The sequence below is a fragment of the Actinoplanes sp. CA-142083 genome, from assembly GCF_050942195.1.
Taxonomy (GTDB): Bacteria; Actinomycetota; Actinomycetes; order Mycobacteriales; family Micromonosporaceae; genus Actinoplanes.
Genome location: NZ_CP192076.1, coordinates 3,907,075 through 3,933,341 on the forward strand (window position 1 = coordinate 3,907,075; position 26,267 = coordinate 3,933,341).

At 69.3% G+C, this 26,267-nt stretch carries 20 protein-coding genes; 4 read left to right on the forward strand and 16 right to left on the reverse strand.

The genetic code is table 11. The features are described from left to right. Window positions 1-34: 34 nt before the first annotated feature. Window positions 35-673, forward strand: a complete 639-nt coding sequence (locus ACQPZX_RS17845; protein WP_433381853.1) for a DUF4232 domain-containing protein — start codon at window positions 35-37, stop codon at window positions 671-673. Window positions 674-719: 46 nt separating this feature from the next. Here the strand turns inward: ACQPZX_RS17845 and ACQPZX_RS17850 are convergent, their stop codons facing one another. The 3 genes from ACQPZX_RS17850 to ACQPZX_RS17860 are packed head-to-tail and all read right to left on the reverse strand — an operon-like array spanning window position 720 to window position 4,557. Next, on the reverse strand, window positions 720-2,381 hold the full coding sequence (locus tag ACQPZX_RS17850) for a glycoside hydrolase family 43 protein (protein ID WP_433381855.1): 1,662 nt from the start codon (window positions 2,379-2,381) through the stop codon (window positions 720-722). Window positions 2,382-2,422: 41 nt separating this feature from the next. Beyond that, window positions 2,423-3,196 (reverse strand): SGNH/GDSL hydrolase family protein, encoded by a 774-nt coding sequence (locus ACQPZX_RS17855; protein ID WP_433381858.1) that lies wholly within the window; start codon window positions 3,194-3,196, stop codon window positions 2,423-2,425. A gap of 50 nt (window positions 3,197-3,246) precedes the next feature. Continuing rightward, on the reverse strand, window positions 3,247-4,557 hold the full coding sequence (locus tag ACQPZX_RS17860; RefSeq protein WP_433385296.1) for a sugar transferase: 1,311 nt from the start codon (window positions 4,555-4,557) through the stop codon (window positions 3,247-3,249). Between the two features lie 549 nt (window positions 4,558-5,106). Between ACQPZX_RS17860 and ACQPZX_RS17865 the strand changes: the two genes are divergently transcribed. Together ACQPZX_RS17865 and ACQPZX_RS17870 are read left to right on the forward strand one after the other, a co-directional pair. After that, a complete protein-coding gene (locus ACQPZX_RS17865; protein ID WP_433381861.1) occupies window positions 5,107-6,195 on the forward strand; it encodes an LCP family protein in 1,089 nt (362 codons plus the stop codon). A 109-nt stretch (window positions 6,196-6,304) separates the two neighbouring features. Then, window positions 6,305-6,868 carry a VOC family protein gene (locus ACQPZX_RS17870; RefSeq protein ID WP_433381864.1) on the forward strand — a complete coding sequence of 188 codons (564 nt, stop codon included), beginning with the start codon at window positions 6,305-6,307 and terminating at the stop codon, window positions 6,866-6,868. Between the two features lie 32 nt (window positions 6,869-6,900). Here ACQPZX_RS17870 and ACQPZX_RS17875 read toward each other — a convergent pair whose 3' ends face one another. The 11 genes from ACQPZX_RS17875 to ACQPZX_RS17925 all read right to left on the reverse strand — a co-directional run bounded on the left by ACQPZX_RS17875 (window position 6,901) and on the right by ACQPZX_RS17925 (window position 22,599). Then, window positions 6,901-7,821 (reverse strand): GDP-mannose 4,6-dehydratase, encoded by a 921-nt coding sequence (locus ACQPZX_RS17875; RefSeq protein WP_433381866.1) that lies wholly within the window; start codon window positions 7,819-7,821, stop codon window positions 6,901-6,903. Beyond that, the gene (locus ACQPZX_RS17880) at window positions 7,818-8,966 is read right to left on the reverse strand and encodes a glycosyltransferase family 4 protein (RefSeq protein ID WP_433381869.1); all 1,149 of its coding nucleotides are present in this window, start codon (window positions 8,964-8,966) and stop codon (window positions 7,818-7,820) included. Before ACQPZX_RS17880 ends, ACQPZX_RS17875 begins: the two co-directional genes overlap by 4 nt. After that, window positions 8,963-10,078 (reverse strand): glycosyltransferase family 4 protein, encoded by a 1,116-nt coding sequence (locus ACQPZX_RS17885; RefSeq protein ID WP_433381871.1) that lies wholly within the window; start codon window positions 10,076-10,078, stop codon window positions 8,963-8,965. Before ACQPZX_RS17885 ends, ACQPZX_RS17880 begins: the two co-directional genes overlap by 4 nt. Then, entirely contained in the window at window positions 10,075-11,637 is a 1,563-nt protein-coding gene (locus ACQPZX_RS17890) for an O-antigen ligase family protein (protein WP_433385299.1), read from the reverse strand. The genes ACQPZX_RS17885 and ACQPZX_RS17890 overlap by 4 nt, the downstream gene beginning before the upstream one ends. A 5-nt stretch (window positions 11,638-11,642) precedes the next feature. After that, entirely contained in the window at window positions 11,643-12,857 is a 1,215-nt protein-coding gene (locus ACQPZX_RS17895; RefSeq protein WP_433381873.1) for a glycosyltransferase family 4 protein, read from the reverse strand. Continuing rightward, window positions 12,854-14,296 (reverse strand): flippase, encoded by a 1,443-nt coding sequence (locus tag ACQPZX_RS17900; RefSeq protein WP_433381876.1) that lies wholly within the window; start codon window positions 14,294-14,296, stop codon window positions 12,854-12,856. The genes ACQPZX_RS17895 and ACQPZX_RS17900 overlap by 4 nt, the downstream gene beginning before the upstream one ends. A 43-nt stretch (window positions 14,297-14,339) precedes the next feature. Then, on the reverse strand, window positions 14,340-15,365 hold the full coding sequence (gene gmd, locus ACQPZX_RS17905; RefSeq protein WP_433381879.1) for a GDP-mannose 4,6-dehydratase: 1,026 nt from the start codon (window positions 15,363-15,365) through the stop codon (window positions 14,340-14,342). 128 nt (window positions 15,366-15,493) lie between these two features. Then, window positions 15,494-16,624 carry a glycosyltransferase gene (locus ACQPZX_RS17910; protein ID WP_433381882.1) on the reverse strand — a complete coding sequence of 377 codons (1,131 nt, stop codon included), beginning with the start codon at window positions 16,622-16,624 and terminating at the stop codon, window positions 15,494-15,496. 220 nt (window positions 16,625-16,844) lie between these two features. Continuing rightward, window positions 16,845-17,246 (reverse strand): hypothetical protein, encoded by a 402-nt coding sequence (locus tag ACQPZX_RS17915; protein WP_433381885.1) that lies wholly within the window; start codon window positions 17,244-17,246, stop codon window positions 16,845-16,847. Beyond that, window positions 17,243-21,892 (reverse strand): hypothetical protein, encoded by a 4,650-nt coding sequence (locus tag ACQPZX_RS17920; RefSeq protein WP_433381888.1) that lies wholly within the window; start codon window positions 21,890-21,892, stop codon window positions 17,243-17,245. The genes ACQPZX_RS17915 and ACQPZX_RS17920 overlap by 4 nt, the downstream gene beginning before the upstream one ends. Before the next feature lie 50 nt (window positions 21,893-21,942). Next, on the reverse strand, window positions 21,943-22,599 hold the full coding sequence (locus ACQPZX_RS17925) for a maleylpyruvate isomerase family mycothiol-dependent enzyme (protein WP_433381891.1): 657 nt from the start codon (window positions 22,597-22,599) through the stop codon (window positions 21,943-21,945). Between the two features lie 133 nt (window positions 22,600-22,732). Here ACQPZX_RS17925 and ACQPZX_RS17930 point away from each other — a divergent pair, with 133 nt between their 5' ends. Next, window positions 22,733-23,749 carry a zinc-dependent alcohol dehydrogenase family protein gene (locus ACQPZX_RS17930; protein ID WP_433381893.1) on the forward strand — a complete coding sequence of 339 codons (1,017 nt, stop codon included), beginning with the start codon at window positions 22,733-22,735 and terminating at the stop codon, window positions 23,747-23,749. A gap of 158 nt (window positions 23,750-23,907) precedes the next feature. Here ACQPZX_RS17930 and ACQPZX_RS17935 read toward each other — a convergent pair whose 3' ends face one another. Next, the gene (locus tag ACQPZX_RS17935) at window positions 23,908-24,786 is read right to left on the reverse strand and encodes a hypothetical protein (protein ID WP_433381896.1); all 879 of its coding nucleotides are present in this window, start codon (window positions 24,784-24,786) and stop codon (window positions 23,908-23,910) included. Between the two features lie 286 nt (window positions 24,787-25,072). Beyond that, the gene (locus ACQPZX_RS17940) at window positions 25,073-26,266 is read right to left on the reverse strand and encodes a serine hydrolase domain-containing protein (RefSeq protein ID WP_433381899.1); all 1,194 of its coding nucleotides are present in this window, start codon (window positions 26,264-26,266) and stop codon (window positions 25,073-25,075) included. Between the last annotated feature and the right edge of the window lies 1 nt (window position 26,267).

Consider the following 26,267-nt stretch of genomic DNA (forward strand, 5'->3'; position numbering starts at 1 on the left):
TTGATGGGTTACCCCGGTCGACAGCAAGGTTGTCATGAAACGTCTTGTGCATCTTCTGGCCGCCGCCACTCTGGTGCTGGCCGCCACCGCCTGTTCCCACGACGACCCGTCGGCCGAGGCGACGTGGGTCGCCCCGTCCGGCGCCGCGAGCCGGCCAGCCAGCGCGCCGGCCACCGAGTCGGCGAGTGCCGGGGTGACGAATCCCGGCGCGACGGGCACGAAGCCCAAGACGACGAAGCCGGCCAACCGCTGTCACACCGCCGACCTCAAGGCGTCGACCGGCGCCGTCGAGTCCAACGCCGGCCTGCTCTACGTGAGCCTGGTCTTCACCAACAAGTCGTCCAAGGCGTGCTCGCTGACCGGATATCCGGCGGTCGCCTGGGTGGCCACCAAGACCGGCCAGGCGATCGACAACTCGTTCGAGCCGAGCCCCACCGAGGCGCCCCCGGCGGCCGTGACCATCGCGCCCAAGAAGTCGGCGCACGCGACGCTCGCCTACCACCACCCGGGCGAGGTCGACCCGACCACGTGCAAGTCGGTGGCGGTGAAGGGCTACAACGTCACCCCGCCGCAGGAGACCTCCGCGATCTTCGTGAAGAGCGCGACGACGGCCTGCTCGTCGAGCGGCGTCAACACCGGACGAGTGCTGGCGATAGCAACCGGGTCGAAGTAGTTAATGCCCGGGCCGGGCGCGCCCCGCCCAGCCCGGACACCCCTCTTCACCCAGAGGTCTTGTAGGTGGCGCGATCGAAGTCGGCGTAACCACCCTCGGCGCCCAGATCCTGAACCCAGAGTCCCACGAACGCGCCGGTGAAGCCCCACGCTTCCGGCTCGCCCGCCACGACCTTGGCCGCGTACTCGTCGGAGAGCGTGGTCGCGTCGAACGTCGGACCCAGATTCTGCCACCTTGGCTGGGCGGCATCGGGCTCGGTCGTGTACGCGAAGGTCAGCGCCTCGCCCTCGAGCCGCGTCCGCAGGCCCAGCCGCGCGATGCCGGTGACATCGACCCGCGAATCGGGCACGACGCCCACCTTGCCGCTGTCACAGGCGAGCAGGGCGAGCACCGGGGTGCCGTCGTCCTCGGCGGTCACGTTCAGGAAGTACCAGTTCTTGGTGTTGTAGTACGCGGTGATTCCGGCGAGTTGCCGATAGTTGCGCGGCGCGAACTCCAGGACCGCGTCGAGCTCGCAGGAGCGGGCCACGACCCGGCGCGCCACGATGCTCGGCCGGTGCCGGGTCATCGGGGACTGCCCGCCGGTGACGCGGAGGAACGAGGGGCGGCTGGTCAGGTCGATCCAGTCGGGGGTGGCCGGGCGGCGCAGGGTCGACCAGTTGACCCCGAGGGCGGGGGCGTCGAAGTCGTCGGACTCCTGCTGCTCGGAGGAGACCGGGCGCTCGGGCGGCACGGTGACGCCGAGCGGGGCCGGCACGGTGTCGGCCGGGATGCCGCCGGCGATGCGCGGCCAGCCGTCCTCGGTCCAGGTCACCTCCTGGATCGCCGACTCGCGGCCGAGCACGCAGCGGCCGAGCGGCGTGTACGGCCGGCCGACGAGATGAGCGAGGTACCACTGCCCGGCGGGGGTCTCCACGAGGCTGCCGTGCCCCGCCTTCTGCAGGGCGAGCTCGGGGCGCCCGTTGGAGGTGAGCAGCGGGCCGGCCGGATCCGCCTCGTACGGCCCGAGGATGTCGCGCGAGCGGGCCACCGTGACCTGGTGCTCCCAGCTTGTGCCGCCCTCGGCGGTGACCAGGTAGTACCACCCGTCCTTGCGGTAGAGGTTGGGCGCCTCGGTCACCTTGGCCTCGGTGCCCTTGAAGATCATGTGCTCGTCGCCCGTCAGCTTCCGGGCCGCGCGGTCGTACCGCTGGATGGAGATCCCGGCGAAGCGGTTGTGACCGGGACGGGCGTCGGCGACCATCGACAGCATCCAGGTCGAGCCGTCCTCGTCGTGGAAGAGCGAGGCGTCGAAGCCGCGGCCGTGCAGCACCACCGGGTCGGACCAGGGCCCCTCGATGCTGGGGGAGGTGACCACGTAGTTCTGTGGATCCCAGTACCCGCCCGCGAAGGTGGCGACGTCGGTGTAGAGCAGGTGGAACTCGCCGTGGGCGTAGGTGAGGCTGGGCGCCCAGACGCCGCCGGAGTCGCCGGCGCCGGTCAGGTCGAGAAGGCGCTTCTCGCCGAGCGCGCCGCCGAGCGGCTCCCAGTCGACGAGGTTGGTGGAGTGGTGCAGGCGCACGCCCGGGTACCACTCGAAGGTCGACGTGGCGATGTAGTAGTCCGATCCCACGCGCAGGATCGACGGATCGGGGTGGAAGCCGGTGAGCACCGGGTTCTGGATCGCGCGGCCGGTCAGGGTCGCGGTCGTGGCCTCGGTGCTCGTCATCTGGGTACCCCATTAAGTCACGGACCGTAAGTTCCGTGACTCTACCGCAAGTTGCGAACCTCTGGCGTAGCGATTTTCGGCTGGCGCAGTTCGGCGAGCACCATCTTGGCCAGGACCGGGAAGAGGTCGGTCGAGCGGCGCAGCAGCCAGCGGTTGCCCTGGGTCGCCATCCACCAGACCCGGGCGGCCGCCGTCGGCTCCGGGTTGGTCGGCTCCAGGCCCGGCAGCGCCGCCACCGGATGCCCGGCGTCGCGCAGCGCCGTCGCGAAGCGGAACGCCAGCAGCCGGTGGCCCACCTCGCTCGGATGCAGGCGGTCCACGCTCCAGTTGTTGCGGCTGTAGGCGGCGCCGGCGAGGTCCACGTGGATCGTCCGGTGCTCGGCGGCGATCCGGTCGAGCGCCTCGTTCAGCGCCTCCATGCGCCGGCCGAGCGGGCGGGCGATCGCACCCGGCAGGCCGAACATGCGGCCCGGGTCGGGCAGCCGCGCGGTCAGCACGGTCGCGCCGCCCGCGGTCAGTTGCGCCACCGTGTCGCGCAGCCGATAACCGAGCGCGACGTGGTCGAAGTCGCCGCGCAGCGTGTCGTTCATGCCCACCAGCACCGACGCCATCGTCGGCCGCAGATCGAGCGCCGCCGGCAGTTGCCGGTCGACCACGTCGGCGACGCGCGCGCCGCTGATCGACAGATTGTGGAACTCCGCTCCGAGCGCCTCGGCGAGCAGCACTGCCCAGCCGCGCCAGCCACCGCCGGGCATCGGGTCCCCGTACCCGCTGGTGACCGAATCGCCGAGCGCCGCGAACCTGGTCATCACCATGAGCACACTGTGGAGGTGGCGGTGATGCAGCAGGTCACGGCGCCGTGAACTTATCTACCTCCGCCGCGGAACACTTCGCCGACCGTACGCAGGATGACCTTGACATCCAGCCAGAGCGACCAGTTCTCGATGTAGTAGTTGTCGAAGCGCGCCCGATCGGAGATCGGGGTGTCGCCGCGCAGGCCGCTCACCTGGGCGAGACCGGTCAGCCCCACCGGCACCCGGTGGCGCATCGCGTATTCCGGGAAATCGACCGAGAAGCGGTCGACGAAGTACGGCCGCTCGGGCCGCGGCCCGACCACGGTCATGTCGCCGCGCAGGATGTTCCACAGCTGCGGCAGCTCGTCCACCGAGGTGCGGCGCATGAACTTGCCGAACGGGCCGACCCGCGGGTCGTGGCCGATGTTCCAGTTGGTCTGCGACTCGGCGTCGTCGACCGGGCGCATCGAGCGGAACTTCAGCACGTCGAACGGCTTGCCGTAGCGGCCGATCCGCTGCTGGCGGAAGATGATGCCCGGGCCGCCCTCGAGGCGGGTGCCGACCGCGGCGATCAGCATGATCGGGCTGAGCAGGATCAGCGCGATCGACGCGAAGACGATGTCGGTGGTGCGCTTGACCGCCCACTTGGGGCCGGACAGGGTCGGCTGGCGCAGCGGCACCACCGGAATCGCGCCGATGTGGTCGGGCGAGCCGGTCGAGCCGGGGAACTCGCGCAGCCGCGGCACCATCCACAGGTCGGTGTTCGCCAGGCCCGGCGCCCGCACGGCGCGCAGCAGCCGGCTTTCCGGGCAGTCGATGTCGGCGATGATGACCACGTCGCACTCGGTGTAGCGGACCAGCTCCTCGAGCTGCTCGAGCTCGCCGATCAACGGCTTCATCTCGCGCGTGTCGTGCGCGGTCGAGAGCACGTCGACGAAGCCGCCGAAGCGCAGGCCGTACTGGGGGTAGCGGCGCAGCAGGCGGGCCAGCTCGATGGCGATCGGGCCGCCGCCCACGACGATCGCGCTGTGCTCGACCCAGCGCTTGCGGCGGGCGAACAGCACGGCGAAGCGGCTGAGCGCGCGGGCCGGCAGGATCAGCACCGCCGAGATCGCGGCGACCCGCAGGAAGCCGTCGATGTAGTTGATCGAGTCGTGCCGGGCGGCCACCACGATCGCGACCGCCGCGGTGGCGGCCAGGAAGCGGAAGTAGAGCTGGGGCAGCTCGTCGAGCACGCTCAGGTGCCGGCGGGCGCGGTAGAGGCCGCCGAGCGCGAAGGCGAAGACGGTCAGCAGCGCGACCGAGACGGTGGCCTTCCAGTACTGCTGGCTCCAGACGATCGGGGCGAGCAGCGCGGCCAGGTCGATCGGGAGGGCCAGCATCCAGGCGCGCAGCGGGCGCGTGCGGCTGGCTTTGGGCGACGGTATATAAGGAAGGACAACCGTCGAGCGTGAATTGCCGTCGAAGGTCAGCCGCTCGGTCGGCGGCTCCTCCGGGCTGCGGCGCGGCGCCGGCACGCGCACCGGCTCCAGCGGTATCTCGCCGCTGGGCGCCCACCAATCGAAGATCTCGCCGCCCGGTGGCCCGTCATCGGTCGACGGACCAGGCAGCTTGGAACCCGCCTGCACCATAATCTTCCCCCGTGTTGCGAACGCGGCTCACATAGTCGCGATCGAGGCGGAATGTTAAAGGTTGCTGCGGATCGGCACCACCCCGGTCCGGTCGGTCCGGTGGTCTTCGATGCAATTCAAATCAATGCCGGTTATGTGCGCATTGAGAAATTTATGGGGTGGATCTTCCGGGTCAATGGCGAAAATCGGACCAGGCCCCGCACCCATCGGTTACATGCCATTCATCACATCTTCACGTATGGCCAGGTCGGACCGAAGGTGGGGCAGTGCGAGGTTGCGACCGTCAGTACGATCTCTCGCATGCCGACCCATCAGCCGACCTACGACCGCGACGCCACCGAAGTAATCGGCCTGGGCGACGAGAACAACTTCCCTGGTGAGAAGCCCAAGCGCAAGCGCAACAAAAAGAAGATCATCCTGATCTGCCTGCTTGTTCCGCTGATCCTGGTCGGTGTCGGTCTCATCGCCGGCGGGCTGTACCTGCGAAGTGTCGAGGGCAACGTCGACCGGGTGGACGCGTTCACCCAGGTCCCCGAGGCCAGCCGCCCGCAGAAGGAAGCGGCCGCCGGCAAGGCGCAGAACTTCCTGTTGCTGGGCAGTGACACGCGCGACCCGGAAAACCTGGGCGGCTCCCGCTCCGACACGATCATCGTGCTGCACCTCAACAAGGACCAGTCGGCCGCGCAGCTCATCTCCATCCCCCGTGACACCTGGGTGTACATCCCCAAGTCGGCCAACGGCCAGCACGGCGACACGAGCAGCAAGATCAATGCTGCGTACGCCTGGGGTGGCGTCCCGCTGATGGTGCAGACGGTCGAGAACTACACCGGCGTCCGCCTCGACCACGTCGCGCTGGTCGACTTCGCCGGCTTCAAGGACATCGTCGACGCGCTCGGCGGCGTGAACATCGACGTCGAGACTTCATTCACGTCGACGCACTCGCTCAATGCGAACCACACCCGCCACTTCGACGCCGGCCCGCAGGAGATGGACGGCGCCGCCGCCCTCGACTACGCCCGCGAGCGGTACTCGTTCAAGGACGGCGACTTCGCCCGCATCCGCCACCAGCAGCAGGTGATCAAGGCCATCCTCGACAAGGCCTCCTCCGGCGGCACGCTGTCGAGCCCGACCAAGATCAACGGCTTCCTCCAGGCCACCACCGACACGGTCAGCGTCGACAAAGACCTGAACCTGCTGTCGATGGCCACTCAGTTGCGCCACCTCCGCAGCGGCAACCTGAACTTCTACACCAGCCCCAGCAAGGGCACCGGCACGATCGGCAACCAGAGCGTGGTCCTGCCCGACAAGGCCAAGGCCAAGACCCTCTTCGACGCGGTCCGCAAGGACGACACCGCGACGATCGAGAAGATCGGCGCCGAGTCGAAGTGACGTCCAGCGTTTAGAGCGCCGGCCGGGCACCCCCAGGGTCCCGGCCGGTGGTGTCTCCAGGGTCGGTCACGGGTGCGAACCCGGTGCGGGCGGCGCGAGAGTCGTAGGCATGACTGACATGAAGCTCGAAGTGGTGATCATCCCGGTGGCGGACGTCGACCGCGCCAAGGAGTTCTACGGTCGCCTCGGCTGGCGCCTCGACCACACGCCGCCCGGCGTCGTCCAGCTCACGCCCAAGGGCTCGGCCTGCTCGGTCCAGTTCGGCCCGGCCCTGGCCCCGTCGTCAGCGGTCGCCGGCTCGGCCAAGAACTATCTGGTCGTCGCCGACATCGAGGCCACCCGGAACGAGCTCGTGGCCGCCGGTGTCGTGGTCGAGGAGATCTATCACGTCACGGCGGAGGGTCCGCGGTCCGGCCTCGATCCCGACCGCGCAAGCTACCGGTCGCGGGCCACGTTCGCGGACCCCGACGGCAACGAGTGGCTGCTGCAGGAGGTCACCACCCGCCTGCCCGGCCGCGTCGACCCGGGTCAGTTCTCGTTCGCGTCGGCCGAGGACCTGTCGGCGGCGCTCCGGCGCGCCGCGGCCGCCCACGGCAAGATCGACACGGAGTGGCTGACGTGGGCCGCCGAATACCTCACGGCCGAACAGGCGGGCACTCAACTGCCTTCGTAAAACGCGCATATCGTACGGCGGGAAGCGGCGCGCTACACCCGTCCGCGCCAGTAGGCGAGCGTGTCGGACAACGTCTGCTCGATCGGTATCTCGGGGCTCCAGCCGACATCCAGCTGAATCTTCGTGGCGTCCCCACGGAGCTCGGGGATGTCGGCCGGCCGCATCCGCTCGGGATCCTGCTCGGTGTGGATCTCGTGGCCCGAGATGTCGAGGAGAAGGTCCAGAACCTCCTGCCCGGACCGGGATCGGCCGGAGCAGACGTTGTACACCTCGCCGGCCGTGCCCTTGGCCGCCAGGAGGAGGTAGGCGCGGACGATGTCCCGGACATCGGTGAAATCCCGCTTGGAGCTCAGGTTGCCGACTCGCAGGGTCTCTCCGCCGTCGCGCTCCAGCTCCGCGATCTGCTTCGTGAGGTCGGAGACGAGGTAGCCCGCCTGCTGCCCGGGCCCGATGTGGTTGAACGGGCGAGCGATGACGGACTCGAGGCCGAGTTTCGCGTACATCGAGACCAGGTTCTCCTGGCCCACCTTGGCAACCGCATACGGGCTGGCGAAGTCCAGCGGCGTGGTCTCGGCCAAGGGCAGCTGCGAGGAGGCGGTCGCGCCGTAGATCTGACCGCTGCTGACCACCAGGATGCGAGGCGTGATGCGCAGCGCCAGGCAGGCCTGGTAGAGGTTGATCTGCATCGTCAGCGTGGACGTGACCGCCTCGGCCGGCCGCTTGAACGACAGCGCCGGCGACGCGAAGGCGGCCAGGTGGAAGATCGTCTCGGGCCGCAGCTCGTCCAGCAGGGCGACCACCGCGTCGAAATCGGTGAGGTCGACTTGCCGCATGCGGTCGGTCTCGGCCTCCGACAGCGAGGTTCCGTAGGCTTCCGGCTGCCCCGACTGCCGGAGCGCCTCCATGAGGTGGGCGCCGGCGAACCCGGTCGCGCCCGTCACCAGCGCCGTCATCGCTGTGACCCGAACTCGTTGATCACGGCCAGGAGCCGCCGCGCGCTCTCGTCCCAGTTCGAGGTCTTGGCGCGCTCGAGGCCGCGGCGGCGGAGCTCGCCGGCCAGAGCCGGGTCACCGAGGACCTTCTCCAGGTACTGCGCCAGAGAATCGACGTCGTGGGCGTCGACCAGCAGGCCCGCGTCGCCGACGACCTCGGGCAGCGAGGAGTTGTTCGCCACGATCACCGGGGTGGCGCACGCCATCGCCTCCAGGGGCGGCATGCCGTAGCCCTCGTACAACGACGGGTACACGAACACCGAGGCTCCGCTGTACAGCGCCGGCAGATCCTCGTCCGGGACGTATCCGGTGGTGATGATGTCCATGTGCTGCAGCTCGTCGAGCCGTCTCTTGATGTCCTGATCGAGCCAGCCCTTGCCCCCGGCGAGCACGAGGGAGTACGAAGCGCGCACCTCCGGCGGCAATTTCGCGTACGAGTCCAGGATGCTTCTGATGTTCTTCCGGGGCTCCAGCGTCCCCGCGTACAGGATGTAAGGCTTGGTGATGTTGTACTTCCCGGTCACGGCGTCGATCTCAGCCGCGGGCCGCGGGTAGAAGAAGCTGTGATCGATGGCCGGGCTGACGATCGAGATCTTGTCCGGATCGGCCCCGTAGTACTCCACGATCTCTTTCTTGGAATTCTCCGAGATCGTGACGATGTGCTGGCATCTCTCGATCGTGATCGGGACGTACCGGGTGAGGAACTGGCGGTTCCTGCGGGCCACGTGCTCGGGGTGCAGCACGAAGGAGAGGTCGTAGATGATCGCGACCGCGCGGCTGCCGAGCGGGAGCGGGTAGCGCACGAAGTTGGGGAAGAGGAACAGGTCGGGCCGGCTTCCCAGCATGACGTCGATGGGCGGAGCCGTCACTTTGCGGACGACCGCGTTGAACACCTTCTGGTGCATGTACCGGATGAACCGGTAACCGAGGCGGGGAGTTTCCGGGATCGGCCGGGGCTTTGTCTTCTGCCCCGGCAGGGCGAACGAGAAGATGGTGTACGTGTTCTCCTCGTCGAGCCGGAAAAGGGCCTCGAGCAGGTTCTTCGTGTATTGGCCCACGCCCGTGCGCTGCCGGAAGAGGGGCGTGCCCTCGACAAAGACTCTCACTGAACGGTCTCCAGGTAAATCCGATGGATTGCCTCGGCGGTCGCCCGCCACGAGAACATCGGCAGGCGTTCGTAACCCCTGGCCGCCATCTCGGTGGCGAGTTCGGGATTCTCCAGCAGGTCATTGATCTTCTGCGCCAGATCGTCGGCCGCGTGCGGGTCGAAGTACAGAGCCGCGTCCCCGTACACCTCCGGCAGGCAGGTCGCGGTCGACGAGAGCACCGGCAGTCCCTGCGCCATGGCCTCCAAGCCCTGCAACCCGAATCCTTCGGACAGCGAGGGATACACGTACATCGCGGAGTTGCGGTAGAGCCATTTGAGCTGGCCGTCGGTGATGAAGCCGGGCATGACCACCCGGTCGGACACATTCAGCGACTCCGCCAGCGCGAGCAGGTCGTCCTTGTACTCGCCCGTCTTTCCCGCCAGCACCAGCTTCACGTCCGGCCGGCTTCGTGACACAAGGGCCAAGGCCTCGATGAGCACCCGGGCATTCTTGTACGGGTAGTAGTTTCCGACGTAAAGGATGAGCGGGTCCGACTTCGCCAGGCCGTCGACACTCTCCTCAGCGGCCTCGGCCAGGTGAATGGAGTCGGCGGCGTTCCACACGGCCGAAACCTTGGCGCGATCGACCCGGAAGCGTTTGACCAGCTGTTCCCGGACGTATCCGGTGACTGTCACGATGCGTTTGGCGGTGGCCAGCTGGGTCAGGAAGATCAGGCGGAACGGGAAGCGCTTGAGTTTGCCGGCGAGGCGCCGGGCCGGCGATCCCCGGCTGGTGTCGAAATCGAGCAGCGTCAGGTCGTGGACCGTGACGACCTTGGTGCCCCGGTAGAGGGCGGCTGCGTTGGGGGTCACGAAATGCACGACATCCGGGGCCAGACCGCGGAGAATCCTGGGCAACCTGGTCTGCTCCGCCAGCGCGTACGGCTCGATGTCGCACTCGACGCGCCGGAAGTTGTTCTCCTGAGGCTTCCATCTCGACCAGTCGTCCTGGCGCATGAGGACCACGTACTCGTTGGTCCGGTCGATCGCCTCCAGCCCTTCCAGGAGAGCGTGGGTGTAGCGGCCTACGCCGGTCCAGGACAGCATTCGCCCGTCGATCACGATTCTCATGCGGACTTCGACCCCACCGAGCCACGATCGATGACGGCCGTGTCCGCGACCGCCGGGTTGAGGACAACCGTCTCCGCCAGGTCGTCCGAGCGCTCGGCCTCGGTCTGTCGCTCCCGCATCAGCCGCAGTCCGGCGATGAGCAGGCCGATGACCACCCAGGTGCGCAGGAGTGAGAGCGATTGGAACGCGTTGGCCTCGAAGGCCATGCCCACCAGGGCGAACGCGTAAGGGCTCGACGGGTGGTCGAGCCGGGCCCGCCAGGTACCCCACATCGCCCGCAGAATGAGCCAGAGAAGCGGCAGCGCCAGGAGGACGCCGACCAGACCCAGCTCGCTGACGAACGTCAGGTAGTCGTTGTTCACCGGCTGCAAAGCGTTCGCCTCGGCCGGCGAGGCGGAGGCGCTGCCGTCGTGCAGCAGCAGGCGCGCGTTGTTGAAACCGACGCCGGTCAGCGGATGGTCGAGGAAGATACGAACGGTCTTGGGCCAGAGCTCGTACCGGGTCTGGGCGGAGTCGTCGTTGACATCCAGGGCATGCCCGGTGAACGAGCCGACGACGCCTGGCTTCTCCGGCGCGCTCTCGGGACTGGCCGTGGCCGCGGGGGACGACGCCTCCGGCGAGGACGCTTCCGGCGCGGCGGTCGTACCGGCCGTTTCCGGCGTGCCGGTGTCGTGCGCGGAGCTGGCGAGCAGGAGCATCCCGCCGACGACCAGGAGCGCGAGGACGCCGTTGCGCACCAGGTACAGCACGGGACGCCAGGCACGACCGGCGATGACCAGCGCGAGGACGGCCGGCGCCAGCCCCAGGAACGCGCCCCGGGAGAGCGTGAGCAGGAAGAGGCCGAGGGCGAGCACCAGCAGGATCTGCTCGAAGGCCGAGGCTTTCCTGGTGCGCCAGTAGCGCGTCAGCAGGATGCCGAGCGGCAGGAACAACCAGTGGCCCAGGTACAGCGGCTCGAGGGCGAACGCTTGGGGCCGCGGGAACGGATAGGCGCCGGTGGTGCTGTTGTACCCCGGCAGGAGTTGCGTCCACGACTGGGAGAGACCGAAGACATCGCCGACGAACTGGAAGTAGCCGAGCACGACCGCCGCGACGGCCACCCACAGCACGACGTTCTCGAACAGCCTGAGCTCGCGATCCCGGATGTACTGCGCCAGCAGCCAGCCCCGCCCGAGGGCGAAGCAGAAGATCAACGACGCCATCACGGCGACACCGAAGTTGAAGGCGGTCAGGGCCGCCACGCCGACGGCCACGGCCAGCAGGCCGAAAGCCACGGCCAGGCCGGTGTCCGGCCAGGCGCCGCCCTTCTTGCGAAAACGATCCCAGGCCATGACGAGGCCGCGCTGCAGCAACAGAAGGAAAGCGATCAGCTCCTGCGGCGCCAGCCCGCGGGCGTCGACCAGGGAGACATGGGGCGCCGGCCCGCCGAATTGCGGCACCCGATCCCAGGCCATGATCACCGCGGTCAGGACGAGGCCGGCCACGAACAGGGCGTCGGAGATTCGCGCCGACCGGCGTAGCCCGGACGGGGCATCCGCGGCAAAGAGTCCCCGCATCATGGATTTCACGACTGCAGTCCCTCATCTTGTTGTGACGTGGCCCTGATCACCGTCATCATCTGGTCGACCGTCGCCGCCCAGGTGAACTGCTCCGCTTGCTTCAACCCGGACTCGCGCATCCGCTCGCGTCGCGCGTCGTCCGAGAAGATCTCGTCGAGGGCCGTCGACAGGTCGTCCTGAGGGCCGAGCAGCAGCGCCGCCTCGCCCGCCACCTCGGGCAGGGAGGAGTTGTCGTACGTGACGACCGGGCATCCCGACGCCATGGCCTCCAGGACGGGGAGTCCGAAACCCTCGTAGAGCGACGGGAAGACGAAGGCCGTCGCGCCGCTGTAGAGCTGCACGAGCTCCTCGGTGGAGATGAACCCCGGCCGGACGATGTCGGCGGCGTAGGGCGAGTCGTCGAGCTGCTGGGCGAGGGACTTCTGAGCGTCCGCCCGGCCCGCCACGAAGTCCTGGCCCACCAGGACCAGCTGGCAATCCCGGACGGAACGGAGACGGTGGAAGGCCTCGATCACGCCGCCCACGTTCTTCCGGAAGTCCACGCCACCCGTGTACAGCAGGTACGGCTTGGTCACACCGTACTTGGCCTGCGCGGCGCGCTCGTCGGTCGGGGCGTACACGGCGTTCGCCGCCAGCGGAACCACCGAGACCCGGCCGGCGGGCAGCCTGGGCAGGTACTTCAGCAGATCGCGGCGGGTGGCCTCGGAGATGGCGATGACCCGGTCGGAGTTCACGAGCTGGCGAAGCTGCCAGCGGTAGAGATAGGCCCGCAGGTAGCCGCTGACGAAGCCCTTGGGGCCAAGCCGGCGCAGCGCGCTCAGCGACAAGCCGGGCAGATAGTGCTCCGCGAAGATGAGCGGAATCAGGTCGTACGCGATGGTGACTACCGGTGCTCCGGACGGCAGCCCGTTGGCGGAGTCCGGCTGCAGGAACACGTCGAGCCGCTGGCCGCTGACGTCAAGCCGGTCCCCGGGCCGCACCGTCGCGCGCAGGGCGTGCACCAACGGCTGGGCGGGAGGCGCCCCTAGCGAGACAACCTCCCACGACAAGTCCTCGGGCAGGGCCACGGTGCTTTCCGGCGCGTCGTGGTCGTAGCGGTACAGCACGAGATGGTCGTTCTCGGTGAGCCGGAACGCCTCGAGGATGGCGGTCACGACGATGCCGATGCCGCGGTACCGGTGATATGTCTGAAGCGGACGGATGTCCAGCCCGATTCTCATGTCGACACCGTTCCTCTCCGGCGCGCGGGCAACGCCTCGCGCAGAATTTCCTGGTCGCGCTTGGAGAAGGCCCGCAAGGCATAGAGGGTCACGGCGTACACGATTATGTAGACGGGCAGGAGCCACAGGCTCGTGAAGGCGACGATGACGCCGGCCATGACCAGGCTCGCCAATATCGGCCGCCAGATCGCGAGCCAGTACGGAAGCACAAAGACATGGCGCGCGATCAGAACCGTGCCGATCACCAGACCGATCGTCTGGGTGGCGAGGCTGGTGATCGCCGCTCCGCGCAAGCCGAGGATCGGTACCAGAATCAGGTTGAGCGAGACGTTGAAGATCACGTTGAACAGCGCGATGTATGTATTGTGCTGCGGTCGGCTGCTGGCGTGAATGATATTCGCCGTGAGGGACGAAATGAACGTGGGAATCACGGTGAAGCTCATAATTTGAAGCACTATGATGCTGCCGGGATACTCATTGCCGTAAACGAGCGTGATCAGAGGCCCGGCCAGCAACGCGACCCCGATCGCGAGCGGGAAACACAGGTACGTGAAATACCTGATCGCAATCATGGTGAGCGAGTGCGCCGAGGCCTTGTCCGAGTTCAGGCGGGCCGAAGTGGTCGGCAGCAGGACACCCGCGAAGATGGCCGGCACGATCAGCAGGAGCTCGAAGACCCGGTAGGCGGCCGAGTACTCACCGACCGCGGTGGTCGACTCGAACAGACCCAGAATCAGGGCGTCCACCCGGAAACTGACGGCGACGAGCACCGCCAGGACCGCGAACGGCAGAGCCTGCTTCAGGAGAGGACCGTATTCCTGAGTGGACCGCGGCCACTCGAACCGGAAGAGCCGCTGCCGGTCGTTCACCGACTTCATGTACAGCGCGTTGACGAAGGTCAGCGCCAGCGTGAGCGCGGAGATGGCGACCACGCCGTGTCCCGACGAGATCAGCAGCGCGCCCACCGCGGTCGTCAGGAAGGCGATGCCGGTCCGGCCGTACGCGTCGAACTGCATGATCTCGTGGCCCCGATAGATCGAGGACATGCTCGTCGTGTAGGCGAGCGTGACGAGAGTCAGCGAGTTGAAGACGAAGATCCAGGCGAGGTCGCCCGGCACCCCGGCCAGGAGCACGATGACGATGATGGCGCCGCTGGTGACGACACCCAGCGCCACCTTCAGAACCAGCATCGCGGATCCGATGCGATTGACCGCGCCCGGCTCGTTGGCGATCAGCTTGACGCCGAGCGTGCTGAAGCCGAAGTCCGTCAGGTTCTGGGCGATGGCCATGACCGACAGCACGAGCGCGAGCTTGCCGTACTCCGTGCTGCCGAGCGTCCTGGCCACGAGAATCGTCAGAACGAGCGTCATCGCGCGGGAAACGAACTCGGCCACGTACAACGCGGTCGCGTTCTTCAGGATTCTCCGGGTCTGGCTCATGCTGTGCCGCGGTTGGGGGAGAGGCCGGCGGCGTACATCGAATTCACCGAACGATGCTCGTCGGCGGCGCGAACTGCCGGGGGACCTTGGTGCTCTCGACCTGGAGGTCGTTCTCGACCATCATCGTCACGAGCTCGGGGAACGAGACCTCGGGCTCCCAGCCCAGGACCTTCTTCGCCTTGGTCGGGTCGCCGTGCAGAAGGTCGACCTCGGCCGGGCGCATGAAGCGCGGGTCCTGCTTGACGTAGGGCTTCCAGTCCTCGATGCCGACCGCCGCGAAGGCGAGGTCGAGGAACTCGTGGATCGAGTGGGTCTCGCCGGTCGCGAGCACGTAGTCGTCCGGCTCGTCCTGCTGCAGCATCGCCCACATGCCCCGGACGTAGTCGCCGGCGAAGCCCCAGTCCCGCTTCGAGTCGAGGTTGCCGAGCGAGAGCGAGTCCTGCAGGCCCAGCTTGATGCGGGCGACGGCGCTCGTGATCTTCCGCGTCACGAACTCGTGGCCGCGGCGCGGGGACTCGTGGTTGAACAAGATGCCGCACGAGGCGTGCATGTTGTACGACTCGCGGTAGTTGACGGTCATGTGGTGGGCATACGCCTTGGCCACGCCGTACGGGCTGCGCGGGTGGAACGGGGTCAGCTCGGTCTGCGGGGTCTCCCGGACCTTGCCGAAGAGCTCGCTGGTCGAGGCCTGGTAGAAGCGGATCTGACCGCGGCCGTTGTCGGCGATGCGGATCGCGTCGAGCAGGCGGAGGGCGCCCAGACCGGTGATGTTCCCGGTGTGCTCGGGCTGCTTGAACGAGAACGCCACGAACGAAATGGCGGCGAGGTTGTAGACCTCGTCCGGCTGGCAGTAGTTGACCGCACCGACCAGCGAGCTCATGTCGCCCAAGTCGCCCTCGAGCAGCTCGACGGCCGGCAGCAACCGCTCGACCATGTCCCGCTTGGGATTGTTCTGCCCTCGGATCAACCCGAATACCTGGTATCCCTTGCTGACCAAAAGCTCTGAAAGATAGAGCCCGTCCTGGCCGGTGATGCCGGTAATCAGGGCACGCTTCTGCGCTGGTGCCATGGCCCGCTAACTCTCCTCGAAGTCGGTGCATTTCTTGACATTCACGTCAGTAATTCGCGAGGGGGAGGTCCGTGATGCTACGTCACGGTTGTTTCGGCTTCCACCCCGCCGCCGGCGGCGCAATGCGGCTATTGGGACGAATGGTCGATCCAGCGGGCGATCCGGTCGGCGAACCGGTCCGCCGAAAAGGCGCCGGCATGCGTACGGATCCGCTGCGGGGAAAGCTCGCCGACCCGATGCGCGGCGACGGCATAGGGCCGGGGCTCGAGGCCGTCGACGAGGAACCCGGTCTCGCCGTCGACCACCGTCTCGAGCAGTCCGCCGCGGCGCAGGCCCACCACCGGGGTGCCGCAGGCCATCGCCTCGACCGGGATGATGCCGAAGTCCTCGTGCGCGGGGAACAGCAGCGCCCGGGCGCCCCAGAACAGCTGGCGCAGGCGCTCGCGCGGCGGGCATACCTCGAAATGGACCGGAACCCGGACGGTCGCGGCGAGCTTGCGCAGCCGCTCCTCCTCCGGGCCGGAACCGGCGATCACCAGCGGCAGGCCGGCGGCGTCGGCGATCGCGATCATCAGATCGAAGTTCTTGTACGGGATCCAGCGGCCGACGCCGAGCAGGTAGTCCCGGTTCTGGTGCTGCTCGTGGGCCGGCGCGGACGCGAAGTAGGAAACGTCGACCGGCGGGTTGACGACCTCGGCGTCGCGGTTCCAGAACCGCTGGATGCGGCCCTGCACCTCGCGCGAGTTCGCCGCGTACGCGTGGACGTGCTTGCTGAGCCGGAGATCCGCCTTCTGCAGCACCTTGCGCGGCACCCTGAGCGCCGGGTGCGACCCGCGGCCGTCGAAGTCGGGACTCCAGACGTAGCGCGCGGGGGAGTGGATGTAGCTCAGGTGCCGGGTCTCGGCCGGATCGCCCAGCTTGACCGTGTGCGCGAAGGCGTGGCTCGACGAGATGACCACGTCGAACTTGTGGTTGCTCAGCGTGCGCCAGACCAGCGGCATGGCGGGCAGCGCGAGCGCCTTGCTCTGCTTGAGCGGGGTGCGGGCCATCCACGACTGGTGGAGCCGCAACCGGTCGGTCTCGACGCCCTCGTCGGCCCAGAGCACCAGCCGCTCGGCGTGCGGCAGCAGGTCGGCGATCGCGAGGAAGACCGCCTCGGAGCCGCCGGTCGCGCCGAACCACTCGTGGACCATGGCCACCGACCGGCCGGCCAGGAGCGGGCGCTCGGGCAGGCGTGCCGTAGGCCCGGAAAGCGTCACGTAACACCGACTTTGCGCACGTTTCCCCCGTGTTGGTGCAGGCGAGGTGAATGCCCCTCGCGTATGGCGGGACTAACTTAGTCGGCCGTCACTCGCATTTGTCAACCAGGTGGGCTCGTCTGTCGATCTTGGTGACGCAGGGCGACCGGAACCGCTACCGGAGGTCAGCGAACGGTCAGTCCGGACCGGCCGGCGGGCCCTCGGCCGAACGGGCGGCCGCTCAGACCGGTTCGACGCGGATCCGCACGGTGAGCACCCGCGCCCGGACGCCGTCGTCGGACTCGTCGGTGACGAGCGTGAGCGTCGCCCGGCGGGCGGAACCGGCCGGCGTGTGCCGGCCCACCAGCAGATGGCCCTGCCGGGTCACCCGCGCCTCGCGCAGCGGGCCGCACAGCGGCTCCCACGCCTCGGCCGGGACCGTCCCCGGATCGGTGAGCTCCAGCACGGCAATGCCGGTGCCGTGCCCGGCCGGCCACCAGTCGAGGCTGTCGAGCCAGCGGAACCTGGTCGGCCGCACCGGGGCGAGCTCGCCCTCGTGCTTGCCGACCGTGCCGATCCGGCTCGCGTCGTCGGCGCACAGCGCCTCGAGCAGCTCGGCCCACTCGTCGTCCCAGTTCGTCACGGATTCCTCCCGGTGCGGCGGGCCAGCGTTCTGACCAGCTGATCGAGGCGTTTCCCGGCACGGTCGACCGACTCCTGCAGACGGTCGAGATCATCGCCGGCGTGACCGGCCGCGAGCGCCTCCTCGAGGGCGGCATCGCGGACGGCAAGCTCCTTGTGCGCGGCGGCCATGTCCGCCGCGAGGTCGTGGTGCTTGCGCACGACCTCCTGCACCTGCCGCCCGACATCCCAGGCGAGCATCTCGTCGGGCAGGTTCATGTATCTCTCGTGCGCATCGTTGTACCTGTCGATCGCCCGGCCGATCGCCTCGCTCGCGCCGGGCCCGCTCTTCTCCCGCGCCCGGGCCAGGGCCTTCTCGGCCCGGGTGAGGTCGTTCAGGATCGTCTTGCGCTCCCGCTCGCCGGCGCCGCGCAGGCTCTGGTTGATCAGGGCGGCCTGGGCGTCCAGCAGGCCGTCGATCGCCTCGAACCGCCCGGGCGGGGCGGCGTTCGCCTCCAGGGCCCGCTGAGCCGCGCCGATGTCCATGCCGAGGCGATCGGAGATCTCGTGCATGTCCTCGCCGGTGATCCGGGCCTCCCGGCGCGCGACCCGGAACTCGAGGATGGCGTGCTCCCACTCGTGGCGGATGTGATCGCAGATCTCGGCGAACTCGGCCGCCGACGGGTTGTCGGTGGTCATCGCCGGGCGGCCGATCTCGATCAGCCACGAGTCGGGGTGGAAGAATGAATTCTCGCCGGCGATCATGCGAATTCTTGGCATCGGGCAGCCGGTGTTCTGGATCTCGAAGGCGATCGCGCGGACCAGCCGTTCGGCGCGGACCTGGTGCGGGAGGCCGGCCCACTCGGCGCGCACGTCCAGCAGGTGCCCGGCGATCCGGGTGTTCAGCGCGTCGGGCGGCCCGCCCGGGGCCCGGTTGCGGTTGCCGGCCGGCCGCATCGCGACGGGCTCGCGGTCCGGGCCGGCCGGGCCGGGCTCGGTCACCTGGCCGCTCTTCGCCGGCATGAAGCGGTCGCCCGGGCCCTCGGTGCGCGGCGGCCCGGTGACCGCGTCGTTCGCCATCACCTGCCGCGGCTGCGACTTGGGCACGAACGCGACCAGCGGCTCCTCGGTCTCGTGCTGCTTGCGGATCTTCTGGTCGGCCGCCGTGTCGTGCGTCTGCGGGCTGTCCGCCTTCCAGCTCACGTGGTCGGGGTGCTCGACGTTGATGCCCATCGACCGCATCTGGTTGATCAGCGCGCGGCGCACGTCGTGGTTCAGCGGCGTCCCGTCGGCGTTGGTGATCTCGAAGATGTCGTGGTCGCCGCCGATGTCGTGGAACTCGCCGGTGCGCGGGTCGGCGATCTGCAGCACGCCGTCCTTCATCTTCAGCAGGCCCTGCTCGGCGAGCTTGCCGTACTCCTCGCGGTAGTGGTTGAACTCCTCGAACCGCTGGTTGTAGCGGTCCTGGACGGCCTTGCGCGCGTCCGGCTTGAGCGTCTCGAGGATCGGCTCGCTGGGCATCCGGGGCTCGAAGAAGCCGACCTTGCCGAGGCCGTCGGCGGGCGCGCCGATCAGCTGGTCGACCCGGTTCACGGTCTTCGCCTTGATGAGCTCGGGCTTGGCGACGCCGCCGGACTCGAGGACCGGCAGCGAGGCGGTGTTGGTCGGGCGCACCTTGATGACCACGTTGAAGACGTCGGCGACGTCCTGGAAGCCCTTGGCGCTGGCCGGCGGGATGCCGCTGTCGAGCAGCATCTCCTTGTTGGTACGCGGCCCGAAGGCGTCAGCGGTGGGCGGCGCCGGCTCGGGCTGGAACTCGTGAGCGACGGGGAGAACGGCTTCCTCGGCCGGCTTGGCGGTGGGTTCCTCCTCGACCGTGCCCGGCTTCTTGCGGTGCGCCGCCTTGCCGGCCGCCGTCGCCGCCAGCGCCTTCAGCACCTCTTCCACGGTCAGCCCGAAGTCGCCGGTCATGATCTTGGGAGCGTAGATGCCGCCGAAGAACCCGCCCACCTCGCGGGCGCCGGTCTCGACGATGCTCTTGGACGCGACCTGGGTGGCCGTCCTGATCTCGAACTCGGTGGCCGCGATCACCGTCTTCTCCCCGGCCCCGGCGATCGAGCCGACCTCGCGCGCCAGCGCCGTCTTCACCCCGAGCTTGCCGGCCGTCTCGGCGGTGGCCTCCGCGGCCGGCCTCATCACCGCCGCCGCGACCCGGCCCATCAGCTCCTCGCCGAACTTCGCCCCGCCCGCGCCGAGCGCCCCGCCCAGCACGTCGGCCTTGAGGTCGTCGAGAGAGTAGTCGCCCATCTTGATCACGAAGTTCGAGGCGACGTTGGCCGCGATGTTCAGCGCCGTGGTCTGCAGGAACGCCACGATCCCCGGACCGGCGCCCGGGATGACCACCGCGAGCGCGATCGACACCGCGAAGCTCAGCGCCGACCTGATCTCGCCGAGGACGCGCTCGTTGTCCTTCTCATAGGCGTCCGCGTCGCCCGTCAGCGTCGCCCGCAGCCGGCGCATCTCGGCGACCAGCCGCTCCCGCTTCGCCGGGTCCTTCTCCGCCTCGAACTGCCGGCCCAGCGCCGCCAGGTCGTCGCGGGTGCGCTCGAGCAGCCGCTGGGTCTCGGGGTCGTCGCCGACCTCGCGCAGCCGCCCGGTGAGACCGCGGTGGTCCATCGTGACGCCGTACTCGGTCATCCCGCTCTTGACGATCCAGCGGGCCTCGCCCTCGCCCTTCATTTCCGCGGCGCCCGGCTTGATCAGCTGCTCGGCCACCTGCGCGTCGTCACGCCCGCTGACCAGCCCGCCCTGCACGAACATCGAACTGCCCAGCTGCGCCAGCTCGGGGGTGGCCGTGCGGCCCAGCTGGTCGGCGCCGAACAGCTCCCGCCGCAGGTCGTGGCCGTCGCCCTGCTTGTTGTACGCCGCGATCAGCTCGTCGACCTTCTCCCGGGTGGGCTGCTTGCGCAGCAGCGCCTTGACCGCGTCGACGTCCTTCTTACCCATGGCGTGCTCGAGCTCGCCCAGGTCGGAGGTGCGCCCGCCGCCGTACGAGAGGTCGCTGATGTACCGCTCGTCGGCGTCGTCGGCGCTCTCCATGATCTCGTCGTAGCTGCGGCCCTTCTCGCCGGCGAGTTTGGTGTACTCCGCCCTGTACTCGTCGACGAACGTCTGGGCCAGGCGGGTCACCGCGCTCTCGCTGTCGCGCAGCAGGGCCTGTTTCTGCTCGGCCGGCACCCGCGGGTCGTACGCCTGGGCGGTGAGGTCGTGCTGGGCGAGCTCGCGGAAACCCTTGAGCGTCTCGATGACCTTCTTCGCGCTCGTGGCGCCGTGCTTCTCGTCCGCGACCAGTTGCGCCGCCGCCGCGCGTACCAGATTGGAGCTGTTTGTGGTGTTCCAGGGATCGGTCGCGGCGGCGAGCACTTCCGCGTCCTCTTTTGCGAGCGTGCGGCCGAGCTCGGCGCCCAGCGTGTTGCCCACCTCGCCGTGCTGCTGGTCGAGGATGCTCCGCAGCCGCTCGGCCACCACCTGGCCGGACTCACGGCCCGAGCTCGTGGCCTCGGCGAGGGCCTCCTTCTTGTTGAGCTCGACGATCGCCTGGATGTCGCCGGTGAGCTTCAGCTTCTCCTTCTTGCGCTGCTCGCGCAGGACGTCGTAGCCCACCGAGAGCCCGCCCGGCAGGATGTCGTCGAACTTGCTGTCCTGCTTGTTCAGCTCCTCTATGCGGCGCCGCTTGTCCTCGATCGCGCACGCGTCGGCCTGCGGGAACTTGCCCGACCGCAGCTCGGTCATCCGCATCCGCTGCAGGCCCTCCAGCCGCTTGTTGAGGTCGAGCATCAGCGCGGCCGGGCCGTACTGTTTCGCATAGATCGCGTCGACCGCGTCGATCTCCTCGAACGACCGCCGGTGCATCGCCATCAGCCGCTCGCGGGGGCCCTCCTCGAGGTCGCTCGCGAGCAGCTGGTGCATCTCGGCCGCCTCGGCCTCGTGCCGGTGCAGGGCCGGGCCGGCGTCCGCGCGCTTCTCCAGGTCGGCCTTGAGCGGACCGGCGATCTCCGGCGGGTACTTGCGCAGCTCGGCCATCACCTCGGGCGCGATCGGCTCGGCCTTCGTCCCGGCCAGCAGCGCCTGCAGCCGGGCCACCTGGTCGGGCTTCAGGTCGGCCTTGCGTCCGGACTGGCCCAGGCCGAACAGGTCGTCGCGCAGCGTCGTCTTCTTCTCGAACTCGAAGAAGACCTCCTCGACGCGTTTCACCTGACTGGCCGTCAACCCGTCCAGCGCGGTCACCACGGCCGAGAAGTCGATCTTTCTTCGTTCGGCCTCGACGTCCTCGGTCATGCCGCCCCAGGGCCCGCCGGAGCTTTTCATCGCGTACGTGTACTGCTCCGAATCGACTGCCCGCAGCAGGTCATGTGCCCTGGTCGTGGGGTTGAAGCCCGGATCGTCGAGGGAGAGCGAGGCGGAGGCGGGCCTGGCGATCACGATCGGCGCGACCGGCTCCGGGGGCGCCATGAGCGTCGCCACGGCCCGATTGCCGATGGGTGCGAGCGCCGTGCCGGGCCTTTCCGGGGTTTCATTCTGGGGTTTTCCGCTGCGGGTCAGCACAGCCCGCGCGACGACGCCGCGCACCGGCTCGCCCGGCTCGGCCGTCCGCCCGACGCTGTGCATGGCACACGCTAACTCGGCGGCTCTACCTCGGTCGATGTCGGAAATCTTGCTTACAACCAGGGTTCCAGCGGTGGCGCCGGCCTGCTCAGGCCGTCGGCCTCGCGGCCCGCGAGGTACGCGGCGATCCCCGCGACCGTCCCGCTCACCTCGGTTTTGGTGTCCCCGGGGACGGTCCACCGCAGGTCCTTGTCGGTGGCGACGAGCTCGAGCCCCGCCCCGGACCGCTTGCCCACGATGTCCTCGACGAGTGACTCGAGGAAGTCACCCGGCAGGTCGTCGAACCGCACCGCCGCGTTCAGGTCCACCGCGTGCACCATCACCTCGCGCGCCCGCATCCAGGGAATCTCCTCGCCGGTGACCTCGCGCCCCTGCCGGGTGCGGATCGGCTGCCGCCACTGCTCCTCGGTGAGCCCGGCGAGCGAGGCGTCGAGCGCCACCGCCGTCTCGACCACCCGGTCGCGCAGCTCGGGCGCCGGCAGCGCGGAGTGCGTCTCGATGTCGGCGTCGCGCTGCGTGGGCGAGGAGTACATCGGCGTCTCCACGCCGGTGCGGGCCCAGGTGGCGAGGTTCATCAGGGCCTCGGCGTTGAGCGCCACGTGCGCGACCAGATGCTTGCCGCTCCACCCCGGCAGCGCGCAGTCCCCGGCGAGCCTGTTGTCGGGCAGCGCGTCCAGCGCCCCGAGCAGCAGGGTTGTGCCCTCCGCCATCCACCGCAGACTATCCGCCCGGCTTCTGCCCACGATCCCTCCACCTGTTGTGCCTGGGGTCCAGCCCAGCACATCGGCGCGGACACGAAAAGGGGCATGCTGGTCGGGAGTATCGGTAGCGAAAGGATCACCCATGCGGGGAGCTGTCATCCACGGGCCTCGGGACGTCCGCTTCGAGGAGCGGCCGGACCCGGAGATCGAGGCGCCGACCGACGCGATCATCCGGGTCGCGGCGGCGTGCGTCTGCGGATCCGACCTCTGGCCCTATCGCGGCATCAACCAGATCGACGGCCCCAGGCCGATGGGGCACGAGTACGTGGGCGTGGTCGAGCGGGTGGGCGCCGACGTCACGACCGTCAAGCCCGGCCAGTTCGTGATCGGCTCGTTCATCGCCTCGGACAACACCTGCCCGCACTGCCGGGCCGGCTATCAATCGGCCTGCCAGCACCGCCAGCCGGTCGTGGGCGCCCAGGCCGAGCTGCTGCGCGTGCCCCTGGCCGACGGCACCCTGGTCGCGACCCCCGGCGAGCCCGCGCCGGAGCTCATCCCGAGCCTGCTGACCCTCTCGGACGTGATGGGCACCGGCTGGTTCGCCGCCGTTGCCGCCCAGGTCCGCCCGGGGATGACGGTCCTGGTGGTCGGTGACGGCGCGGTGGGCCTGCTCGGCGTCCTGTCGGCCGCCCAGATGGGCGCGGCTCGCATCATCGCGATGAGCCGCCACGAGCCAAGACAAAAACTGGCCATCGCGTACGGGGCGACCGACGTGGTCACTTCGCGGGGCGAGGAGGGAGTGGCCCAAGTCCGCGAGCTGACCGACGACGTCGGCGCCGGCGCCGTCCTCGAATGCGTGGGAACCGCCGAGTCGATGGACCAGGCCATCGCCGCCGCCCGCCCCGGCGCCCACGTGGGCTTCGTAGGCGTCCCGCACGGCGTCCAGATCGGCGGCGACCGTCTCTTCCGCACGCACGTCGCCCTGCACGGCGGCCCGGCCCCCGTCCGCCAGTACCTGCCCGAACTGATCGACCTGGTCTGGAAGGGCGACATCAACCCCGGCCGGGTCTTCGACCTGACGCTGCCGCTCGACCAGACACCCGAGGGCTACCGAGCCATGGACGAGCGCCGGGCCATCAAGTCCCTGCTCCTGCCCTGACCCCATCACGCGCTCCCGCCAGCCGCTGCCCACCGCCCCGCCAGGCGTCCCGTCCCCTCGGGCGTCCCGCTCAGCGGCGTGTCCCGCCGGGCGCGGGTGGCTCGGCGGGAGCGGGTGGCTCGGCGGGAGCGCATGGCCCGGCGGGAGCGCGCGGCCCGCTACATCGCGCGGTCGAGTTTGCGGATCGCGGTGATGGCGACGCGGTACATCTCGCGCTGGTCGGTGCGCGAGCCGTTGACCTGCACGATCGTCACGGAGACGCCGCGGCGGGCGATCGAGATCAGGGTGCCCCGGATGTCCATGCCCATCGCGCCGGCGGGACGCATGCGGAAGCGGATCGCGGCCGAGGCGTCGCCCAGGCGGGGCACGCGCAGCGGGACGAGCTGCAGGCCGGAGGCCACGGACGACCCGGGCGCGTCGTTGAACGACTTGCACAGCCGGGGTGCGGCGGCGATGCCCGCGACGATGGCCCGGGCGGTGCGAGGCCCGGTCGCGCTGAGAGTCTCGAAGAGCATCGGCCCGGGAATCCCGCGGATGAACGCCGCCTGCGCCGTCGCCCCACCGCCGTGGGAGCTGATTTTGTGGTCACAGATGTTCGTGTCGGTGCTCAGCCCGGCGATCGTGCCCGTGTAGCCGCTCATCGTCGGCGCGTAGCCACGCGGCAGGTCGGCCGGCGCGAGCAGCGCGTCCTGCAGCCGAGGGAGTCCGGGCCGCAGGTGGGCGGCCCCAGGTGCGGCGGCCCCGGGTGCGGCGGTCCCGGGTGCGGCGGTCCCGGGTGCGGCGGTCCCGGGTGCGGCGGTCCCGGGTGCGGCGGTCCCGGGTGCGGCGGTCCCGGGTGCGGCGGTCCCGGGTGCGGCGGTCCCGGGTGCGGCGGTCCCGGGTGCGGTCTCCAGGAAGCGGCCGGCCCCCGCGTCAGCGATGCGGCCGGTGACGGTGCGGGGGAGGGCGGCGGCGGCCGGGGCCACGGGCGCCATCAGCGTGAGACCCGAGATCAAGGCGGCGGCCACCTTGACCGACTTGTACCGAAATTTCAGCATTCCTTACGCTAACCCGATGATCGGCCGGACCACGGGAGGCGCGAGCGGCCGGACGCGCGAAAGAGGCCCGGACCTGTCGCCCGGTCCGGGCCTCTCGCTGCCTCCCCTCTCGTCACGGAGAAGTTGGCGACGGCACCCCACGCGGGGGGTCGGCGTGTGGGATGCCGTCGGCCAGGTGAGAGTGGGGTGGGCTGCCCCGCCGAGGACGTGCGCCGCCGTTGTTCTCCCTTCCTAGGGCGGATGTGTCAGGCACGGTGGAGCCCTCGGCGGACATCTGGGGTGTGTTTCAGCGGGCGGTCGCGAAGTGATCCGCTACCCGGCGCAGCGCCGTGATGGTCTCGCGGTCGCGAGTCTCGTCGTCCTGCGTCGGCCAGGCGCTGGTCTTGACGATGACCACGTCGGCGGAGTGGTCGATGAAGAGGTACTGCCCGTGGACGCCCAGGCCGGTGAAGGCGTCGTGACAGACGCTGCCCAGCGTCCACCACTGGTTGCTGTAGCCGTAGTGCGTGTACCCGCTCGGGCCGAGGTTGCCGACGGCGAGCTGCGGGAGGTCGCTGCTGCGGCTGCGGCGGACCCAGTCGCGGGGGACGACCTGCCGGCCGGCCACGACGCCGTCGTTGATCATCAGCATGCCGACGCGGGCGAGGTCGCGCGCGGTCGCGTTGAGCGAGCCGCCGCCGATCGCCGAGCGGGGCTTGCCCCGGGTGAGCCAGTAGTACGCGTCCCGGTCGGCGCCCAGGTGCCGCCACAGGCGGTCGGAGCAGTACTCGGCCAGCGGCGTTTTCGCCGCGGCCTCGAGCACCCAGCCGAGCACCTGCGTGTCGAAGGTGGAGTAGTTGAACGCCTCGCCCGGGGGCTGGGTGCGCGGCGAGCTGCGGACCACGGCGGCCACGTCGCCACCGCCCATGATGGCCTGCTCGAAGCGCTTGATGCCGGCGTCCGGCACATCCCAGGCCTCGAGGTCGCCGACGCCGCTGGTCATGCTCAGCAGGTTGTGGATGGTGACTTCCTCGTACGCCGTGCCCTTGAAGTCGGGGCGGTAGTCGGCGACGCGGTCGTGCAGGCCGTCGATGGTGCCTTCCTGCAGGGCGATGCCGACGAGCAGCGAGGTGATCGACTTGGACACGGAGAAGAGCTGCATCCGGGTGCGCGGGCCGGCGAAGACGCCCGGGTAGTACTCGTGGACGACGCGGCCGCCGTGCACCACGACGAAGGTGGTGGTGTTGGTGCGGCGGTGCAGCTCGGCGAGGGAACGGTCGTGCCCTTCGAACCGGTACGTCAGGTCGAGGTGGTGGGGATCGTAGGGAAGGGGCCGGTGCACCTCGCCGCGGGCCACCCGTTCGGTCGGCAGAAGCCAGTTCATGTGGGTGAAGGTCCACTCGTTGAACGGCCGCCGCATGATGAGGTCGCCTTGCCGGTCCCACCAGGAGGGGGTTTTGGCCGCGCTGGGGGTCGCGGGCCTCTCAGTGGTACTGGTCATG

What these genes read in the sequence shown, in the direction of transcription:
- ACQPZX_RS17875 (WP_433381866.1), bottom strand. Translation starts at nt 7,821, where the DNA reads ATGACGGCGCTGGTGACGGGCGCGACCGGGTTCGCCGGCGCCCACCTC.
- ACQPZX_RS17935 (WP_433381896.1), bottom strand. Translation starts at nt 24,786, where the DNA reads ATGCTGAAATTTCGGTACAAGTCGGTCAAGGTGGCCGCCGCCTTGATC.
- gmd (WP_433381879.1), bottom strand. Translation starts at nt 15,365, where the DNA reads ATGGCACCAGCGCAGAAGCGTGCCCTGATTACCGGCATCACCGGCCAG.
- ACQPZX_RS17860 (WP_433385296.1), bottom strand. Translation starts at nt 4,557, where the DNA reads ATGCTGGCCCTCCCGATCGACCTGGCCGCGCTGCTCGCCCCGATCGTC.
- ACQPZX_RS17885 (WP_433381871.1), bottom strand. Translation starts at nt 10,078, where the DNA reads ATGAGAATCGTGATCGACGGGCGAATGCTGTCCTGGACCGGCGTAGGC.
- ACQPZX_RS17850 (WP_433381855.1), bottom strand. Translation starts at nt 2,381, where the DNA reads ATGACGAGCACCGAGGCCACGACCGCGACCCTGACCGGCCGCGCGATC.
- ACQPZX_RS17895 (WP_433381873.1), bottom strand. Translation starts at nt 12,857, where the DNA reads ATGAGAATCGGGCTGGACATCCGTCCGCTTCAGACATATCACCGGTAC.
- ACQPZX_RS17920 (WP_433381888.1), bottom strand. Translation starts at nt 21,892, where the DNA reads ATGCACAGCGTCGGGCGGACGGCCGAGCCGGGCGAGCCGGTGCGCGGC.
- ACQPZX_RS17865 (WP_433381861.1), top strand. Translation starts at nt 5,107, where the DNA reads ATGCCGACCCATCAGCCGACCTACGACCGCGACGCCACCGAAGTAATC.
- ACQPZX_RS17900 (WP_433381876.1), bottom strand. Translation starts at nt 14,296, where the DNA reads ATGAGCCAGACCCGGAGAATCCTGAAGAACGCGACCGCGTTGTACGTG.
- ACQPZX_RS17925 (WP_433381891.1), bottom strand. Translation starts at nt 22,599, where the DNA reads ATGGCGGAGGGCACAACCCTGCTGCTCGGGGCGCTGGACGCGCTGCCC.
- ACQPZX_RS17870 (WP_433381864.1), top strand. Translation starts at nt 6,305, where the DNA reads ATGACTGACATGAAGCTCGAAGTGGTGATCATCCCGGTGGCGGACGTC.
- ACQPZX_RS17855 (WP_433381858.1), bottom strand. Translation starts at nt 3,196, where the DNA reads ATGGTGATGACCAGGTTCGCGGCGCTCGGCGATTCGGTCACCAGCGGG.
- ACQPZX_RS17845 (WP_433381853.1), top strand. Translation starts at nt 35, where the DNA reads ATGAAACGTCTTGTGCATCTTCTGGCCGCCGCCACTCTGGTGCTGGCC.
- ACQPZX_RS17930 (WP_433381893.1), top strand. Translation starts at nt 22,733, where the DNA reads ATGCGGGGAGCTGTCATCCACGGGCCTCGGGACGTCCGCTTCGAGGAG.
- ACQPZX_RS17890 (WP_433385299.1), bottom strand. Translation starts at nt 11,637, where the DNA reads ATGATGCGGGGACTCTTTGCCGCGGATGCCCCGTCCGGGCTACGCCGG.
- ACQPZX_RS17940 (WP_433381899.1), bottom strand. Translation starts at nt 26,266, where the DNA reads ATGACCAGTACCACTGAGAGGCCCGCGACCCCCAGCGCGGCCAAAACC.